General features: G+C 42.5%; 13 protein-coding genes. 3 read left to right on the top strand and 10 right to left on the bottom strand.

Annotated elements, in window-relative coordinates:
• Positions 1-2 precede the first annotated feature (2 nt).
• Both uvrA and L6472_RS07415 read right to left on the bottom strand, forming a co-directional pair.
• Positions 3-2,798 carry an excinuclease ABC subunit UvrA gene (gene uvrA, locus L6472_RS07420; protein WP_237803821.1) on the bottom strand — a complete coding sequence of 932 codons (2,796 nt, stop codon included), beginning with the start codon at positions 2,796-2,798 and terminating at the stop codon, positions 3-5.
• Positions 2,795-4,246, bottom strand: a complete 1,452-nt coding sequence (locus L6472_RS07415; RefSeq protein WP_237803820.1) for an aminoacyl-histidine dipeptidase — start codon at positions 4,244-4,246, stop codon at positions 2,795-2,797. Before L6472_RS07415 ends, uvrA begins: the two co-directional genes overlap by 4 nt.
• A gap of 67 nt (positions 4,247-4,313) precedes the next feature.
• Between L6472_RS07415 and L6472_RS07410 the strand changes: the two genes are divergently transcribed.
• Genes L6472_RS07410 through L6472_RS07400 form a run of 3 tightly spaced genes read left to right on the top strand, consistent with a single transcriptional unit; the run spans position 4,314 to position 6,534 of the window.
• Positions 4,314-4,526 carry a hypothetical protein gene (locus L6472_RS07410; RefSeq protein WP_237803818.1) on the top strand — a complete coding sequence of 71 codons (213 nt, stop codon included), beginning with the start codon at positions 4,314-4,316 and terminating at the stop codon, positions 4,524-4,526.
• A 15-nt stretch (positions 4,527-4,541) separates the two neighbouring features.
• Entirely contained in the window at positions 4,542-5,129 is a 588-nt protein-coding gene (locus L6472_RS07405) for an OmpH family outer membrane protein (RefSeq protein ID WP_237803817.1), read from the top strand.
• 31 nt (positions 5,130-5,160) lie between these two features.
• Complete coding sequence (locus L6472_RS07400) at positions 5,161-6,534, top strand: SLC13 family permease (protein WP_237803816.1); 1,374 nt, start codon at positions 5,161-5,163, stop codon at positions 6,532-6,534.
• Positions 6,535-6,746: 212 nt separating this feature from the next.
• On the opposite strand, the gene rbr is transcribed toward L6472_RS07400, so the two are convergent.
• The 8 genes from rbr to secA form a co-directional block, all read right to left on the bottom strand.
• Positions 6,747-7,289 (bottom strand): rubrerythrin, encoded by a 543-nt coding sequence (gene rbr / locus L6472_RS07395; RefSeq protein WP_237803815.1) that lies wholly within the window; start codon positions 7,287-7,289, stop codon positions 6,747-6,749.
• A gap of 29 nt (positions 7,290-7,318) precedes the next feature.
• Entirely contained in the window at positions 7,319-8,344 is a 1,026-nt protein-coding gene (locus tag L6472_RS07390; protein ID WP_255776734.1) for an asparaginase, read from the bottom strand.
• Positions 8,345-8,382: 38 nt separating this feature from the next.
• Positions 8,383-9,432 (bottom strand): porin, encoded by a 1,050-nt coding sequence (locus tag L6472_RS07385; RefSeq protein WP_237803812.1) that lies wholly within the window; start codon positions 9,430-9,432, stop codon positions 8,383-8,385.
• Positions 9,432-10,865, bottom strand: a complete 1,434-nt coding sequence (gene rlmD / locus L6472_RS07380; protein WP_237803811.1) for a 23S rRNA (uracil(1939)-C(5))-methyltransferase RlmD — start codon at positions 10,863-10,865, stop codon at positions 9,432-9,434. The genes L6472_RS07385 and rlmD overlap by 1 nt, the downstream gene beginning before the upstream one ends.
• 5 nt (positions 10,866-10,870) lie before the next feature.
• A complete protein-coding gene (locus tag L6472_RS07375; protein WP_237803810.1) occupies positions 10,871-12,448 on the bottom strand; it encodes an Rne/Rng family ribonuclease in 1,578 nt (525 codons plus the stop codon).
• A 253-nt stretch (positions 12,449-12,701) separates the two neighbouring features.
• Positions 12,702-12,980, bottom strand: coding sequence for an HU family DNA-binding protein (locus tag L6472_RS07370; RefSeq protein WP_027450338.1), 279 nt, complete (start codon positions 12,978-12,980; stop codon positions 12,702-12,704).
• A gap of 118 nt (positions 12,981-13,098) precedes the next feature.
• On the bottom strand, positions 13,099-13,803 hold the full coding sequence (locus L6472_RS07365; protein WP_237803809.1) for an ABC transporter ATP-binding protein: 705 nt from the start codon (positions 13,801-13,803) through the stop codon (positions 13,099-13,101).
• Positions 13,800-17,174: a preprotein translocase subunit SecA gene (gene secA / locus L6472_RS07360; RefSeq protein ID WP_237803808.1), complete on the bottom strand. Its 3,375-nt coding sequence runs from the start codon at positions 17,172-17,174 to the stop codon at positions 13,800-13,802. The genes L6472_RS07365 and secA overlap by 4 nt, the downstream gene beginning before the upstream one ends.
• Positions 17,175-17,192 lie beyond the last annotated feature (18 nt).

Genomic DNA, 17,192 nt, shown 5'->3' with positions numbered 1-17,192 from the left:
AGTTATAGCTTTTCTTTTAAGTATTGTCCGGTGATACTCTCTTTATGATTGATCAACTGTTCGGGAGTGCCAGCAAAAACAAGACTACCGCCTTTGTCTCCTCCGTCAGGCCCAAGGTCAATGACATAATCGGCTTGTTTGATGACATCCATATTGTGTTCTATGACCACAATGGTATGACCGCGCTTGATCAGTGCGTCAAACGACTCCATCAGTTTGCGTATGTCATGAAAGTGTAGTCCTGTCGTTGGCTCATCAAATATAAATAATGTGGGCTCTTGACGTTCTTGTCCTATGAAATAGGCCAATTTCACACGTTGGTTCTCGCCACCTGACAATGTGGATGAACTTTGTCCCAGTTTGATATAACCCAATCCGACGTCTTGTAATGGCTTAAGGCGATTGACGATGACTTTTTGATTTCGAGCTCCGAAAAATTCAATTGCCTCATTGATAGTCATGTTTAAGATGTCGTCAATGTTTTTGCCGTCATATCTAACGTCTAGTATGTCATGCTTGAAGCGATGCCCATGACAGGCTTCACATTCCAATACCAAATCGGCCATGAATTGCATTTCAACGGTAATAGTTCCTGCTCCTTTGCATTCTTCACATCGGCCACCATCGGTATTGAACGAGAAATACTGTGGTGAAAAACCCATTTGCTGCGCCAGTGGCTGCTCGGCAAATAGATCACGTATGCTGTCATACGCTTTCACATAGGTTGCAGGATTGCTTCGTGTTGATTTGCCAATTGGGTTTTGATCCACAAACTCAATATGTTTGATGGCACCTATGTCGCCTCTAAGACTTGTAAATTCACCTGGAGCGTCGAATACCTCGCCAAGTTGTCGTTTTAAAGCAGGGTAAAGAATGCCTTTTATAAGGCTTGATTTTCCGCTTCCGCTGACACCTGTTACGACAGTTAAAACATTTAGAGGAATTGAAACATCAATACCACGCAGGTTGTTCATGCGGGCACCTATAATGTCAATATGCTGGTTCCAGGGGCGACGGCTTTCTGGCACAGGTATTGTCTCTTTGCCTGTGAGGTAAGCAACGGTGTGGCTTCTGGATTGTGTCTCATTGCCTTTATCCGCATTCTTGGGATCATCAGCAAATACAATTTCACCACCCAGACGACCTGCGTCAGGACCTACGTCAATCAGATAGTCGGCTGCGCGGATGATATCTTCATCGTGTTCTACCACTACCACTGTGTTTCCAATGGCTTGTAGTTCTTTCAACACTTTGATAAGCCTATCGGTGTCGCGTGAATGCAAACCAATACTGGGCTCGTCTAGAATATACAACGAGCCAACAAGTGATGAACCAAGTGATGTGCAAAGGTTTATGCGCTGACTTTCGCCACCAGAGAGTGTGTTTGAAAGGCGATTAAGTGTTAGATAGCCTAAGCCAACGTCAAGCATGAACTGAAGACGACTGTTGATTTCAACCAGCAGTCGCTTGGCAATCTTAGCATCCTGCTCAGATAGTTCCAGATTGTTGAACCATTCTTTCAGTCTTACAACTGGCATCTGTACCAAGTCGGTAATGCTTCTTCCACCAATCTTTACGTATTCTGCCTCTTTCTTTAATCGCGTTCCGTGACATGTGGGACACGTGGTCTTGCCACGATAGCGACTCAGCATCACGCGGTATTGTATCTTGTACTGGTTTTCTTTCACCATCTGAAAGAAACTGTCAATGCATGGTTTCTCCTTCAGGTTCTTATCAGAGGGGAGACCGTGCCACAGCCAGTCTTTCTGCTTCTGTGTCAGATTGTAGTATGGTTCGAAGATAGGAAAGTCGTCTTTAGCCGCATGCTGAATGAACCACTTTTGCCATTCGCTCATCTTCTCGCCACGCCAACATACAACACAGCCATCATAGACGGATAAGGAGGTATTGGGGATGACCAAGTGTTCGTCAATACCTACAATGCGTCCAAAACCTTGGCATTCTGGGCAAGCACCTGCAGGTGAGTTAAACGAGAACATTTGGTCGGTGGGCTCCTCGAAAGTGATGCCATCGGCCTCAAAGCGAGTAGAGAAGTCGTAATAGATGTTTGATGGCAGGAACATGAGACGCATTTCGCCCTGTCCTTCGTAGAAAGCTGTTTCTGCAGAGTCAACAAGGCGTGCAATGACATCTTTTGTGTCGTCAACAGATAAACGATCGATGACGATGAATATCTCCTCGTCTCCTGGCTTCTCTGACTCTAGATAGTCGTCTATGCGTTGAAAGTCATTGTTGACATAGATACGTGCGTATCCTTGAAGAATGCTGGCTTTCAGTTGTTCTTCCACGGTTCGTCCTTGAGGTACTCTCAGTGGTGCCATTACCACAAATTTAGTGCCTTGGGAGAACTCAAGCATTTTCTGAATGACATCCTCAGTAGAATGCTTTTTGACCTCTTCTCCGCTGATGGGAGAATAGGTCTTTCCAATACGTGCAAACAGAAGACGCATGTATTCGTATATCTCTGTTGACGTGCCAACGGTACTTCTGGGATTGCGCGCTATCACTTTCTGTTCGATAGCAATAGCAGGCGGAATGCCGCGTATGAAGTCGCACTCGGGTTTATTCATGCGCCCCAGGAATTGGCGAGCATAGCTGGATAGACTTTCTACGTAGCGACGCTGGCCTTCGGCATAAAGTGTGTCGAAGGCCAATGATGATTTGCCAGAGCCAGAAACACCGGCTATGACAACAAACTTTCCTCTGGGAAGGCGCACGTCAACATTCTTGAGATTGTTGACGCGCGCTCCTTTTATTTCAATATAGTCGTTAATCATATACGTTTCAGAACGAGCAGCAAGTGATCCCAAACCATCTGTACAGAGGGAATATAGAGTCGCTCGTCGGGGGTATGAACATCGCGAAGGGTGGGGCCGAATGATATCATGTCGATATTAGGATAGCGCTCTGAGAACAGACCGCATTCCAGGCCTGCGTGGATGCCGCGTACGATGGGCTCTTTACCAAATAGTTCTTTGTAGGTCTCTACTACTGTATCGCGCAATTTACTTTCGGCGCGCATCTTCCATGCGGGATATCCATCACTTGAATAAGCCTCGGCACCTGCCAATTCAAAAGTGGCAATAATGGTGGCACACATATTGTTGAGGTTAGACATTACGTTCGAGCGCTGTGATGACAAGATGTCTATTTCAGTTTCTGTCGTGTGAATGCTCGCTATGTTGCTTGATGTCTCTACCATGCCATTTAGTTCGGGATCTTGACAAATGGCATAAACTCCATTGTCAACAGCCTGGATGGCACGGATAAAGTTATCTGCAACGGCTTTCTCAATCACGAGCTCAGCTTCGGTACTTTCCATTGACCATACCATTTGTGTGTCGGTTACGTGGAACTCGTCCTCAACTTCAGTCTTGAACACATTCCAATCTGCCATGATATTTTCTTTTTGGGCGCTGGGTATAGCAATAACAAACTGTCCGTCTCGAGGAATGGCATTATGTAGCTTACCAGAATGGAATTGGGCCAGTCTAAGTCCTTCGTAGCGTTTCATCTCTTGGTACAAGAAACGTCCAAGCAGTTTGATGGCATTGGCGCGTTTCTTGTTGATGTCGTCGCCAGAATGGCCACCGGTCAGACCTTTCAATTGTCCACGCATGAAGAATGATCCTGTAGGGGCTTCTTCACGCTTAAATGTGAATTTTGCAGTGGTGTTACGTCCGCCAGCACAAGATACAAACATCTCGCCCTCGTCTTCGGAATCAAGGTTAATAAGGTAGTCGCCAGTCATGAAGTCGGCTTTCATTCCCTCAGCTCCTGAAAGACCAGTTTCTTCATCGCGAGTAAATACACACTCTATAGGACCATGCTCAATGTCGCTAGCCTCAAGTATGGCTAACTCAATAGCACATCCGATTCCGTCGTCAGCTCCCAATGTGGTACCTTTAGCCTTGAGCCAATCACCATCTATGTATGTTTGGATAGGGTCGTTGTCAAAATCAAAATCTACATCTACAAGTTTGTCGCATACCATATCCATATGACTTTGCAGTATGATAGTCTTGCGATTCTCGTAACCTGGGGTAGCAGGCTTGCGGATAATGACATTTCCTATTTCGTCAACTTTTGTTTCTAAATGATGGTTTTCGCCCCATTTTTTCAGGTATTCAATCATCTTTTCCTCGCGCTTTGATGGACGGGGTATTGTGTTAATCTTTGCAAACTGTTCAAAGACAGATGCGGGTTTAAGGCTACTTTTATTCATTTTTAATGTTTAAATTTTATTGTTTAATCATTTATTTATTATCTTTGCACCCGCAAAATTAGTAAAAATGGTTGAAATAATTGTCATAAGCACGTTAATAATTGCTATAGCTATGGCATTTTTGTGCGTTAAATTGCTTTTTAAGCAAAATGGACGCTTTGCTTCGCAGCATATTCACGATTCGAAAGCCATGCGCGAGCGGGGTATTCATTGTGTGATGGATCAAGATCGTGAGGCCCGACGTGAAAGTCGATTCGCGGTAAGTGAAAAAAATAATTAACTAAAAACATATAAAATGAAAAAGATCATTAAAAGTGTTATGTCGGTGACAGCTATGGCTGCACTGTTGGCTTCTTGTAACAATCAAAGTCCTAAAATGGATGAGCCTACAGAGGTTAGTAGTAACAGCACAGCAGGAATCAGTGTTGGATATATCGAGTTAGATACTCTCTTGGCTCATTATGAGTTTACTAAGAGCACAACAGCTGAATTGGAAAAAAAGAGCAATAATGCTCGTAATACAATGACTACTAAGTCAAAACAGCTGGAAAGTAACGTGGCAAATTTTCAAAATAAGTTGCAGAACAACGGATTTGCATCGCGTGAACAGGCCGAGAATGCCCAGGCAGCTCTGCAACGTGAGCAGAATAACTTGGTTGCCCTTCAGCAGCGATTGGAGAATGAGCTCGCATCTGAACAGGCAAAGTTGTTGCAAGCATTCCAAGATAGTTTGGATAATTTTCTCGCTGACTACAACAAGGATAAGAAATATGATATTATCCTGAACAAAGCTGCTGTGCTTTATGCTGAAAAGAAACATGATATCACACAGGATGTCATTAATGGCATGAATAAGCGTTACAGCAAGTCTGCCAAGAAATAGGAATACATTTTAAATTAATAGTTTCGGAAAGATGACACTCATTATTGTTATCATGTTGCTGTTTAGCTTCTTGCTGATAGCTACGGGGCATTTAACAGGTGTGAACAAGGCGGCTATTGCTATGTTCTTGGGTACCATCGGTTGGGTGGTTTATATCTGTTGGGGCAGTGATTTCGTGATGAGTCAGCATCCAGTTCAGTTTGCTCAGTATCTTACGGATCATGCCAACAACGAGCTTGCTGTCAAAAACTTCATCTATAGTAACATCTTTCTGAACTATGTGGGAAAGGCTGCCTCCGTTGTCATGTATCTTTTGGCTACTATGTCAATTATCGAGATACTGAACAACAACGGTTGTTTTGACTTTATAAGCGAATGGATTCGTACGCGTAACTCTAAACGCCTATTATGGACGATAACGCTTGCTGCATTTATTTTATCAGCCAATCTTGACACGCTGACCACTACTATAGTGATGCTTGTCATCATGCATAGTATCATCAAAAGCCGTCGTCAGCGTATGCTTGTTGGTTCGGCAATTGTGCTAGCAGCCACCTGTGGTGGCAGTTTCACCGTTATAGGCGATCCCACAGGTCTTATCCTTTGGAATAATGGTGCCATTACTGCCACCAATTTCTCTTCATTTATGGTTATGCCTGCCATCATCGCATGGGTTGTGCCTACATTGCTAATTGGTCGTCAGTTACCTTCACGTCTTGACATTGAGTGGGTGGTGGCTCCATATCGTGGTGATGATACACGCCTGAATCGCTGGCAGCGTATGCTGATGTTGCTCGTTGGAATTGGAGGGTTGTGGTTCGTACCTACTTTTCTTAGCATCACACGTCTCCCTGCTTTCCTTGGCGCTCTTTGCATTTTGTCAGTGCTTTGGGTTGTCAACGAAGCCTTTAACCGTAAGTTAAATGAATCTGATCAAATGTCACGCCGTCGCCTGCCTCGTTCTATTCAGTACCAATCGATACAGCAGGTATTGTTTGTCATGGGCGTCATGTTAGGCATGGGCGTCGTATTTGAGACTGGTGTGCTTACAGAGGTGGCAGATTGGATAGACAAGACTATCAACAATTTATGGGTAGTTGGTCTCATCTCAGGCATTCTCAGCAGTCTTGTTGATTCGCTGGTTATTGCTGTATGTGATATATCTCTCTACGATGTGTGGAATGCTGGCGACTATGCTCAGAACGGTACTTACTGGAAGGTGGTTGCTTATTGTACAGCAATAGGTGGTTGTCTGCTTTCTGTAGGCAGCACAAGTGGAATGGCTTTGATGTCTATGGAGCATATACGTGTGGGATGGTATCTAAAGAACCTTACTTTGAAGGTGCTATTGGGCTTCCTTCTTGGATTTGCTATTCTTTGGCTTGAGATATATTTCTTTGGATAGTCAATAACCAAGATGATGGCATGATAAACAAAGGCAAAAGATATAATCTTCATCTCATGTCGTAAAGTGGCGCTAAACACTCTTTAAAATGGCGCTTTAGACTCGGTTTGGAGGCGCTATTCTGTTGAAATAGCGATGCTTTAAGCATAAGGATAAAAATAAATGTGAGCTATCCATTGGGGGTAGCTCACATTTTATGTCAAGTCCAGATTTTAATAATTCTCAGCTTTAACTTGGAAGTAAGCTTGTGGATGATTGCAAACCGGACATTCCTCTGGTGCTTTCTTTCCAATTACAATATGACCACAGTTTGAGCACTGCCAGATAACATCGTTATCCTTTGAGAATACACGTTCCTTGTTTACGTTGTCTAACAGTTTGCGATAGCGAGCCTCGTGCTCTTTCTCAATCTTTCCTACTGCTTCAAACTTGGCAGCAATCTCATCAAAACCTTCCTCGCGAGCCTCTTGAGCCATACGTGCATACATATCGGTCCACTCGTAGTTCTCTCCGTTTGCAGCTGCTTCAAGGTTCTCAACGGTTGATTTGATAGCTCCGCCTTCGAGTAGTTTAAACCACATTTTGGCATGCTCTTTCTCGTTGGCAGCTGTTTCTTCAAAGATAGCAGCTATCTGTACAAAACCATCTTTCTTAGCTTTTGAAGCCCAATATGTGTATTTGTTACGAGCTTGGGATTCACCTGCAAATGCTTCTTGCAGATTTTTCTCTGTCTTGGTTCCTTTTAATTCTTTCATTTCTGTTTGGTATTTGTTTAGTAAATAAATTATATGCTAATCTCGCCACAGATACTTTTTCGCATGAATTTGCGGACCTGTTCGGAATCTTCATATTTTCCTTGTAGATACATGAGCTTAGTTACTGCTGATTCAACCGTGCCATCATAGCCACTGATAACGCCGGCTTCCTGAAGTTGATAGCCGGTATCATAGCGTCCCATCTGAACACACCCTTGAAGACATTGGCTAATATTGATAATAATTTTGCCGTTGCGTGTGCCCTCGCGCAATGCGTTGATGAGCCACGGATTCTGTGGTGCATTGCCAGAACCATAAGTTCGCATCACAATGGCACGTAGGTTGGGGGTGGCAATAATATGGCGGATAAGGTCTTCTCGAATGCCAGGAAATAGCGAGAAGATAATGACATTGTTGTCTAGCTTAAATTGTGGTGTGAAATGAGTGCCCGTTGGATGTTGAATAAACTCATCGTGATAGGTTATTTCAACACCAGCATCAGCTAGATGTGGGTAATTGAATGACTCGAAAGCATTAAACTCGTCTGCACTCTGCTTGGTGGTACGGTTACCACGCATTAGATGACCATTGAAGTAAATACCTACTTCAGGAACTTTTGCTGTTCCGTCTTGGTTTCGAGCAGCAGCTATTTCGATGCTGGTGATGAGATTTTCCTTTCCGTCTGTGCGCAACTGACCAATCGGGAGTTGTGACCCCGTGAGAATAACAGGTTTCGTATTGTTCTCAAGCATGAACGACAAGGCTGATGCTGTATAGGCCATCGTGTCTGTTCCATGCAAGATTACAAATCCGTCATATTCGTTATAGTGACTTGCAATGATGTGTGCCAACTCTGTCCATAGCCGAGGTGACATGTCACTGGAATCAATAGGGGGATTGAATTGGTAAGTAGCTATCTCTGTTTGAAATTGAGCTAACTCTGGCACCCGACTTAGCAGGTGCTCGAAGTCGAATGGCTCCAGAGCACCTGTTTGTGGGTTTTGATTCATACCGATTGTACCACCTGTGTAAATTAATAATATTTTTGATGTCATAGGCTAGCTTGACTTAAGACGACTAGCTTGAACAAGACTTAGAAGCGGAAGTCGAGTTCAACATCAACCAAGTTGTAGTTGTGCTTGTCGGCGTTTGTGATTGTACGATCGTTTACGCGTGCGTATTCTACATTGAGCTGCAAATTCTTTGTGATCAGATAGTCTGCTCCAATCTCGTATTGGGTCTTTGACTGTCCCCATTCCTTAGCCTCACGATACAGGTCATAACGTGCCTTTACGTGCAGTTTGTTCTTTTGAATGGGGGCAATGAATAGTGCGTAGTAACCATCGGCTTTGTCGCTGGTGTGAGCAAGATTCCATCCCTGGCTGTGAATATACTCTGTGCGGAAGGTCCAATCGTTTTGTGCATATTCACCAGACAGGGCGTAACGGTTCTTCTGCATTCTTATGCTTGTTTCATCTTTGTTTACGTTCTGACTTCCTGTCCATCCGAATGCACCGATACGCATACCTTTAATAGGCATTACCCACACACCACCGATGATGTCCTTGCGATTGTCCTTGTCTTTCTGATTGATGCCCTCACCATTGAAAGCACCTATTTGGTAGTGTAACAAAGGACGCTCATTGAGCCACATCATGTCACCTTGAATCTGTACACCAATATCACGACCGTTTGAAGCATGACCTCCGCAACGATCTGAGAATCCTGCCAGTTTCGATACATTCTGCGAATAGCTCATAAAACCTTGTGTGATAGGATGCATGGGATTCTCAAATGTAAATGGACGTTTAAACTGACCTGCCTTCACTTTGAAAAACTCGTATTTCTGCCATTCACCAAAAAGGTCCACCAAACGGATGTCGGTAGAAGATTTGTCAGGATCATATGTATTTCCGTTTATCTGCATCTGAGCTTTCCAATAGAAATCCTGATGCGCACGACCTTCGAGTGCCATACGAACCAAACGCAAGTTGAAACCGTTGTTCTCTGCATTGTCTTTGTCGCTGGCCTGATATTGCACCATGCCATATCCGCTGAACTTGACGTTTTTGAACCATTCGTTCTGAGCTTGTGTACTCAGTGTTGTGCCCATCATTAGGGCTGCTATAAATATTTTTTTCATTATCTTTTCTTTAATAAAACTACATTTTCTACGTGAGGTGTGTGAGGGAACATGTCCACGGGTTGAACCTCTGCCACTTTATATTGCTCGTCAAGGCTCTGTAAATCGCGTGCCTGAGTAGCTGGATTGCAAGAAACATACACTATACGTTTGGGGGCAGCATGTAGTATGGTATTGACTACGTCTGGATGCATGCCAGCTCGAGGTGGATCGGTAATAATGACATCAGGGCGTCCATGCGCTGCAATGAAGTCATCTGTTAGGATGTCTTTCATATCGCCGGCATAAAACAGCGTGTTGGTGATGCCGTTAATCTCAGAATTAATCTTTGCATCCTCAATAGCTTCAGGAACATACTCAATGCCAATAACACGCTTGGCATTCTTAGCAACAAAGTTGGCGATGGTGCCAGTACCTGTATATAGGTCGTAAACCATCTCTTGGCCTGTCAGTTCTGCAAACTCGCGAGCTACACTATATAGGTGATAAGCTTGCTCTGTATTTGTTTGGTAGAATGATTTAGGGCCAACCTTGAACTTTAGGCCTTCCATTAGCTCGAAAATATGATCTGTACCTTTGAACACCAGAACGTCCTGATCTCCAATGGTGTCATTGCATTTCTGGTTGTCTAAATAGAGTAGGGATGTAATCTGTGGGAAGGTATCTGCAACATGTTGAAGCAAAGCAATTGCTTCTTTTTCGCCGCCAGTTTCATCATAGTGGAACTGAATGATGACCATAAGTTCACCGCTGGCACTATTGCGGATGATAATATCACGCAGTAATCCTACTTGGGCACGCAAATCGAAAAAGGAAATGTCGTGTTTGATGGCGTAATCGTAAATGCCGTTACGGATCTGATTGTGAAGATCGTCCATCAGCCAACATTTAGTTATCGGAAGAATTTTATCGAATGCGCCAGTGATATGAAAGCCAATAGCAGGAATATCTTTCATACTTAAAGTTTCATCCTTTGGTAATGAGGATATTTCTTCTTTTGTTAGGTAACGCTTGTTCGCACATCCGTAGTCCAATTTGTTGCGATATTCTTGTGTCTGTACACTTCCAAGGATAGGGCGGAACTCTGGGAGTTCAATCTTTCCAATACGGTGAAGCTGATCGAATACTTGTTGTTGTTTGAATTTTAACTGCTCTTCATAAGGCAGATTCTGCCACTTGCAGCCACCACAAACGCCAAAGTGCTGACAGAAAGGCACAGCACGAACTTTACTCTTTTCAACAAATCGTACCACTTCACCTTCTGCAAATGAATGCTTTTTCCTTCTTATTTGTATGTCGCAAACATCACCTGGTACGCAAAATGGTACGAAAACTACTAAGTCGTTCCAGTGGAAGAGACATTTTCCTTCGGCTGCCACGGCCTCAATAGTTATATTTTCAAGTATAGGTAATGGTTTCTTGTTTCTTGCCATAATTGTTACTTGGTGATTTCATTTTCTTCTTGCATGTCGATGAACTGCTTGTTAGCATCATAGAATTCATATTGCAGGAAAGACATTTTCTGATTGGGAATGATATGCACACCCCAGCCATATTTCATCTGCCAACGGCGTTTCAATGAGATGACGCCTTGGTTGATAAATGCTGCTACATAGGGATGCACGTGTAATGTGAATTTCTTTATACCAACTTTGTTGACTAAACAATCAATCTTACTTTCCAATTGGTCAGTGAAAAGAATACTTGCTTTGATCTTTCCAGTTCCATGACATGTTGGACAACTTTCTTCTACTGCGACGTCCATAGCCGGACGGACACGTTGACGTGTGATTTGCATCAGGCCAAACTTACTGAGTGGAAGAATATTGTGGCGTGCACGATCTTTCTTCATGTTCTCGCACATACGCTCATAGAGCAATTGGCGATCTTCTGCCAGATTCATGTCAATAAAATCAACGACTATGATACCACCCATATCTCTGAGACGAAGTTGACGCGCTAGCTCGTCAGCAGCGCCTAAGTTTGTTTCCAAGGCATTGGCTTCCTGACCGTTTTCTTTCTTTATACGTGTTCCACTATTGACATCTACAACGTGCATTGCTTCGGTGTGCTCAATAATCAGGTAGGCTCCACGCTTGTAGTTTACGGTTCGACCGAATCCCGATTTTATTTGTTTTGTGACATTGTAGTTGTCGAAAATGGGTACATTGCCCTCGTAAAGTTTTACAATGCTAGTCTTTTCTGGTGCTATGAGCGAAATATAATCGTGAATTTGCTGTTTTATTTCAGCATTATTCACGTAAATACCATCATAAGTTGGGTTGAAAAGATCACGTAAAAGGGCAACGGCACGTGTTTGCTCTTCGAACACCATCAAAGGGCGTTCGGTTGTCTTCTGTACTTTAGTGATAGTATCGTCCCATCTTTTGAGCAGTACTTTCAATTCTTGGTCAAGTTCTGCAGCCTTCTTACCTTCTGCTACCGTTCGGACAATTACACCAAAGTTCTTTGGTACCATACTTTGGACAAGTTGTTTCAAGCGTGTACGTTCCTCACCACGTTTAATCTTACTGGATACTGAAACCTTGTCTCCAAAAGGTATCAAAACCATATAACGTCCGGCGAAACTTAATTCACATGTCAAACGGGGACCCTTTGTGTTGATAGGCTCTTTGACAATTTGAACAAGTATTTCCTGTCCAACCTTTAAAATGTTCTGAATGCTTCCATCCTTTGGAAGGTCGGGGAGGTGAGTGGCCTTTTGGATTGGGAAAAGTTTCTTTCGATCACTGAATACCTGTTTGAGGTATTTTTCGTATGAACTGAATTGTAGTCCTAAGTCAAGGTAATGAAGAAAAGCATCCTTCTCTGATCCAACATCTATGAAACATGCATTAAGGCCCGGCATCAATTTACGGACCTTTCCAATGTAGATGTTACCAACGGCAAACGAAACTTCTCTTGGCTCGTTTTGATATTCCACCAATTGTTTGTCTTCTAATAGCGCAATGGATATTTCCTTTGGTTGGACATCGATAATTACTTCACTTGTCATGTTTTTGACTTATCTTGCTTAAATTATTGTTTGTCTTAAAACAGAAAGGGTGCACCCAGCATGTGTTTATGCCATGGGTACACTCCTCTCATTTACTTCATGACGTAAAAGCTCTCTTTTACTTGCTCTTATGTCTGTTCTTGCGCAGTCTCTTCTTACGCTTGTGAGTAGCCATCTTGTGACCCTTCTTTTTCTTTCCGTTAGGCATAACTTAAAAAAATTAATGTTTATTGTTCTGTTTTGAATATCCTTATTATTTTGTCATCTTCTCAATGAAACTCTTCGCTGGCTTGAATGCAGGCAAATCATGAGCCTCAATAACGAGTGTGGTGTTCTTTGAAATGTTGCGAGCGGTCTTCTGTGCACGATGTTTTACGATGAAACTTCCGAAACCGCGGAGATATACATTTTCTTTCTGTTTTGCAAGGCTATTGCGGATTTCTTCCATAAAAGCCTCTATTGTAATAGCAACTTCTTTCTTGCCTATTCCTGTTTGTTGGGCAATATTGTTGACCATTTCTGCCTTAGTCATATTACTCTTGATTTATGTATTTATATTGTTGTTTCTAAATTCGGAGTGCAAAGATACTGTTTTTCAGTCACATATAGAAATTTTTTTTGTTTTTTTTGAAAAAAATATTCCTTTGAGCTTATATTTGTTGTTCAAAATAGGCGATAAGTTCTTGTTTCGCCTCTTCGTTGTCATTGTTTAGATTGCGAATAATGTGTCCTTTTTCCATCAAGGCGATACGTGTGGAAATATCTGTTGTATGTTGTAAGTTGTGACTGCTTATCAGTATAGTCGCGTTTGACTTTGCATGGTATTCTGTCAAAAGATGTTTCAAAGAACTTTGAGAACTTGGATCTAGAAAGTTGAATGGTTCGTCAAGGATAACAAGATTTGGCATCCTTACTAAAGCAGCAATGATACCAACTTTTTGCTTGTTGCCTGCAGAGAGATTACGAATAAGCTTATTCTGTCCAAAGATCTCACCATTGGCAAAAGTTTTAAATTGCTGAAGTCGTGATGAAAGTTCCTCGCTGCTAATATCACATATTTTCCCTAAAAAGGCAAAATACTCGTCTGGAGTAAGGTAGTCAATTAAAAAACTATCATCAATATAGGCACCTGTTTGAGACTTCCATTCCTCAGAAACAGAAGGATTGACATTATCTATTGTGATTATTCCTTCGTTTGGTTTTAGGAGATCTAACATCATACGGAACAATGTCGTTTTTCCTGCACCATTGTTTCCTACCAGACCTACGATATCTCCATCGTTCACGGTGAACGATGGGATATCGCAGGCTATAGTTTTACCAAACTGTTTCTTAAGGTTAGAAATGTTTATCATACTAGACCCTTTCCATGACAGTTCTTAAACTTCTTACCGCTACCGCAAGGACAGAGGTCGTTTCTTCCAGGTAATTTATCCTTAACAATAGGATTGTTAGGATGTTGAGCGCGAGTATCCGATTGAGCAGCACGAGCCTGATTCGCATCAGTAATCTGCTCTTCAGGTAAACTTTGCTTGTTTTCTGTATACTGCTGACGGTTCGTATGCTCTTCTGGCGCAGCCTCCTTTACTTCATTCTGTTGTATTTCGGGAATGGCGGCACGGGTGAGAATTGATACTGTTCGATTATTCATGTTGTTTACCATGGCATCGAACAATTTTACGCTTTCCAACTTGAAAATTAGTAGAGGATCTTTTTGCTCGTAGCTGGCATTTTGTACAGAATGACGGAGCTCATCTAATTCGCGCAGATTCTCTTTCCATGCATCATCAATAATATGTAGCAGCATCTGTTTCTCGAACTCCTTAACAATTGACTTACATTCTGTATCATAAGCCTCTTTCAAGTTGCATGCAATGTTATAAATTCGACGACCATCAGTAATGGGTACCATGATTCGTTCATACATGTGTCCTTGGTTCTCGTAAACTTGCTTAATGATAGGCGTTGCCACTTCAATGATTCTCTCCGTTTTTCGATTGAAATTTGTAAGAGCGGCTTGGAATGACTCTTCTGCAAGATCGTCCAATTTTTTGTCATTGAATTGTTGTTCTGTGAAGGGGACTTCCATCGCAAATAGATGTAGGAATTCTTCCTTACAACCCACATAATCATTATTTTCAAGGATGTAAACTACACGATCCCATATTGTGTTTGAAATGTCCATGCCGATTCGTTCTCCCATCAATGCATGACGACGTTTCTCATATACAACAGTTCGTTGTTTGTTCATCACATCATCGTATTCCAACAGGCGCTTACGAATACCGAAGTTATTTTCTTCCACTTTCTTTTGAGCACGCTCAATACTCTTGGATATCATGGGACTTTCAATCATCTCACCTTCCTTGAAACCAAGACGATCCATTACTGCGGCAATCCTTTCGCTGGCAAACAGACGCATCAGTTTGTCTTCTAAAGATACATAGAATACTGAAGAACCAGGATCTCCCTGACGACCAGCACGACCTCGCAACTGACGGTCAACACGGCGACTTTCATGGCGTTCAGTTCCTATGATAGCCAAACCACCAGCGGCTTTAACTTCGGGTGAAAGTTTGATGTCCGTACCACGACCAGCCATGTTGGTGGCGATGGTAACTGCTCCCAGACCGTTGCTATCTTGTTGACCGGCCAATGCCACAATGTCCGCTTCTTTTTGGTGGAGTTTAGCATTCAGTACCTGATGGGGAATACCTTCGCGTTTACCTGTTTCTGGATCTGTGTACATATCCAACATGCGTGAAAGCAATTCTGAAATTTCTACCGATGTAGTGCCGATCAGTGTTGGTCGTCCGGCTTTACGCATTTTGACAACTTCCTCAATGACTGCACGATATTTCTCTCTTGCAGTTTTATAAACTCGGTCGTCCATATCATTTCTTGCAACAGGTTTGTTGGTCGGAATTTCAACGACATCCAGCTTGTAGATATCCCAAAATTCACCAGCCTCGGTTGATGCTGTACCTGTCATACCTGCAAGTTTATGGTACATGCGGAAGTAGTTCTGAAGAGTGATTGTGGCAAATGTTTGTGTAGCTGCTTCAACTTTTACATGTTCTTTTGCTTCTACGGCTTGATGAAGACCGTCACTCCAACGACGACCTTCCATGATACGACCAGTCTGTTCATCAACAATCTTAACTTCGCCATCAATTACAACATATTCATCGTCCTTGTTGAACATAGTGTATGCTTTCAAAAGCTGCTGCAGTGTGTGTACACGTTCGCTTTGAACAGCATAGTGGTTTAGAAGTTCATCTTTTTTATTTAAACGCTCCTCATCTGTTAATCCTGATTCTGATTCTAATTCTGAAAGTTGGGCAGCAATGTCTGGGAGTACAAATAGGTCCTTGTCGTTTACCTGTGCAGCCAGCCATGCTGTTCCTTTGTCAGTGAGGTCGCATGAATTGAGTTTCTCATCGACTACAAAGTATAAAGGTTCTACCGCTTCTGGCATCTTACGGTTGTTATTCTCCATGTAAATCTCCTCGGTTTTAATCATACCAGCCTTAATGCCTTCTTCTGAGAGGTATTTAATAAGTGGCTTGTTTTTAGGAAGGGATTTGTGAGAACGATACAAAGAGAGAAAACCTTCATCTATTAACTCTTTGTTATTTGTTTTCTGTCCTTCAGAAATCTTTTGTTTTGCATCAGCCAAATATTGTGTCGCCAATTGGCGCTGTACACCTACTAACTTTTCTACAAGTGGCTGATATTCTTCAAACATCTGTACGTCACCTTTGGGAACAGGACCACTGATAATAAGTGGTGTGCGTGCATCGTCAATTAATACAGAGTCTACCTCATCGACAATTGCATAGTTGTGTGCTCTCTGAACAAGGTCTGCTGGAGAAATCGCCATATTGTCACGTAGATAATCGAAACCAAATTCATTGTTTGTTCCAAATGTGATGTCTGCCTGATAGGCTTTACGACGTTCGGGCGAATTTGGTTGGTGTTTGTCAATACAATCTACGCTGAGCCCGTGGAACATGTATAGAGGTCCCATCCATTCTGAGTCGCGTTTAGCAAGATAATCATTGACTGTCACAACATGAACACCATTTCCTGTTAACGCATTTAAGAACACGGGGAGAGTGGCAACAAGTGTTTTTCCTTCACCTGTGGCCATTTCAGCAATCTTACCCTGATGCAGAACAACGCCACCAAATAGTTGTACATTGTAATGTACCATTTCCCATTTAAGATCATTTCCTCCTGCAGTCCAGTGATTATGGTAAATTGCTTTATCACCTTCAATTGTGATAAAGTCTTTGCGTGGATCGCCAGCAAGTTCGCGGTCAAAATCGTTGGCCGTTACTATAGTTTCTTCATTTTGAGCAAATCTACGAGCAGTCTCCTTAACAATAGCATAGACCTCGGGCATTACCTCATCGAGGGCCTTTTCGTATTCTTCAAGAGCTTCTTTTTCGAGCTTGTCTATATGAGCAAAAATGTCTGCTCGCTCATCAATAGGTGTTCCTTCTATTGTACTCTTTAACTTTTCAATTTCTTCTTTTTGCTTTGTGGCTGCGGCTTGAACTTGCTTTCTGATTTCTTGTGTTCTTGCTCGCAAAGAATCGTTGTCTAAGGTTTCTACTTGTGGTGAAACAGCCAAAACTTTATCTACGAATGGCTGGATGAGTTTCATGTCACGTGAAGACTTGTCACCGAACAAAGTCCTCAAAATTTTATTAAAATTCATCGTTTATGATATATTATT

Source organism: Prevotella sp. E13-17 (assembly GCF_022024035.1).
Lineage (GTDB): Bacteria > Bacteroidota > Bacteroidia > Bacteroidales > Bacteroidaceae > Prevotella.
This window is presented reverse-complemented; position numbering and strand designations above follow the sequence as displayed.

What these genes read in the sequence shown, in the direction of transcription:
- L6472_RS07410 (WP_237803818.1), top strand. Translation starts at nt 4,314, where the DNA reads ATGGTTGAAATAATTGTCATAAGCACGTTAATAATTGCTATAGCTATG.
- L6472_RS07390 (WP_255776734.1), bottom strand. Translation starts at nt 8,344, where the DNA reads ATGACATCAAAAATATTATTAATTTACACAGGTGGTACAATCGGTATG.
- rbr (WP_237803815.1), bottom strand. Translation starts at nt 7,289, where the DNA reads ATGAAAGAATTAAAAGGAACCAAGACAGAGAAAAATCTGCAAGAAGCA.
- secA (WP_237803808.1), bottom strand. Translation starts at nt 17,174, where the DNA reads ATGAATTTTAATAAAATTTTGAGGACTTTGTTCGGTGACAAGTCTTCA.
- L6472_RS07405 (WP_237803817.1), top strand. Translation starts at nt 4,542, where the DNA reads ATGAAAAAGATCATTAAAAGTGTTATGTCGGTGACAGCTATGGCTGCA.
- rlmD (WP_237803811.1), bottom strand. Translation starts at nt 10,865, where the DNA reads ATGGCAAGAAACAAGAAACCATTACCTATACTTGAAAATATAACTATT.
- L6472_RS07365 (WP_237803809.1), bottom strand. Translation starts at nt 13,803, where the DNA reads ATGATAAACATTTCTAACCTTAAGAAACAGTTTGGTAAAACTATAGCC.
- L6472_RS07370 (WP_027450338.1), bottom strand. Translation starts at nt 12,980, where the DNA reads ATGACTAAGGCAGAAATGGTCAACAATATTGCCCAACAAACAGGAATA.
- L6472_RS07400 (WP_237803816.1), top strand. Translation starts at nt 5,161, where the DNA reads ATGACACTCATTATTGTTATCATGTTGCTGTTTAGCTTCTTGCTGATA.
- uvrA (WP_237803821.1), bottom strand. Translation starts at nt 2,798, where the DNA reads ATGATTAACGACTATATTGAAATAAAAGGAGCGCGCGTCAACAATCTC.
- L6472_RS07375 (WP_237803810.1), bottom strand. Translation starts at nt 12,448, where the DNA reads ATGACAAGTGAAGTAATTATCGATGTCCAACCAAAGGAAATATCCATT.
- L6472_RS07415 (WP_237803820.1), bottom strand. Translation starts at nt 4,246, where the DNA reads ATGAATAAAAGTAGCCTTAAACCCGCATCTGTCTTTGAACAGTTTGCA.
- L6472_RS07385 (WP_237803812.1), bottom strand. Translation starts at nt 9,432, where the DNA reads ATGAAAAAAATATTTATAGCAGCCCTAATGATGGGCACAACACTGAGT.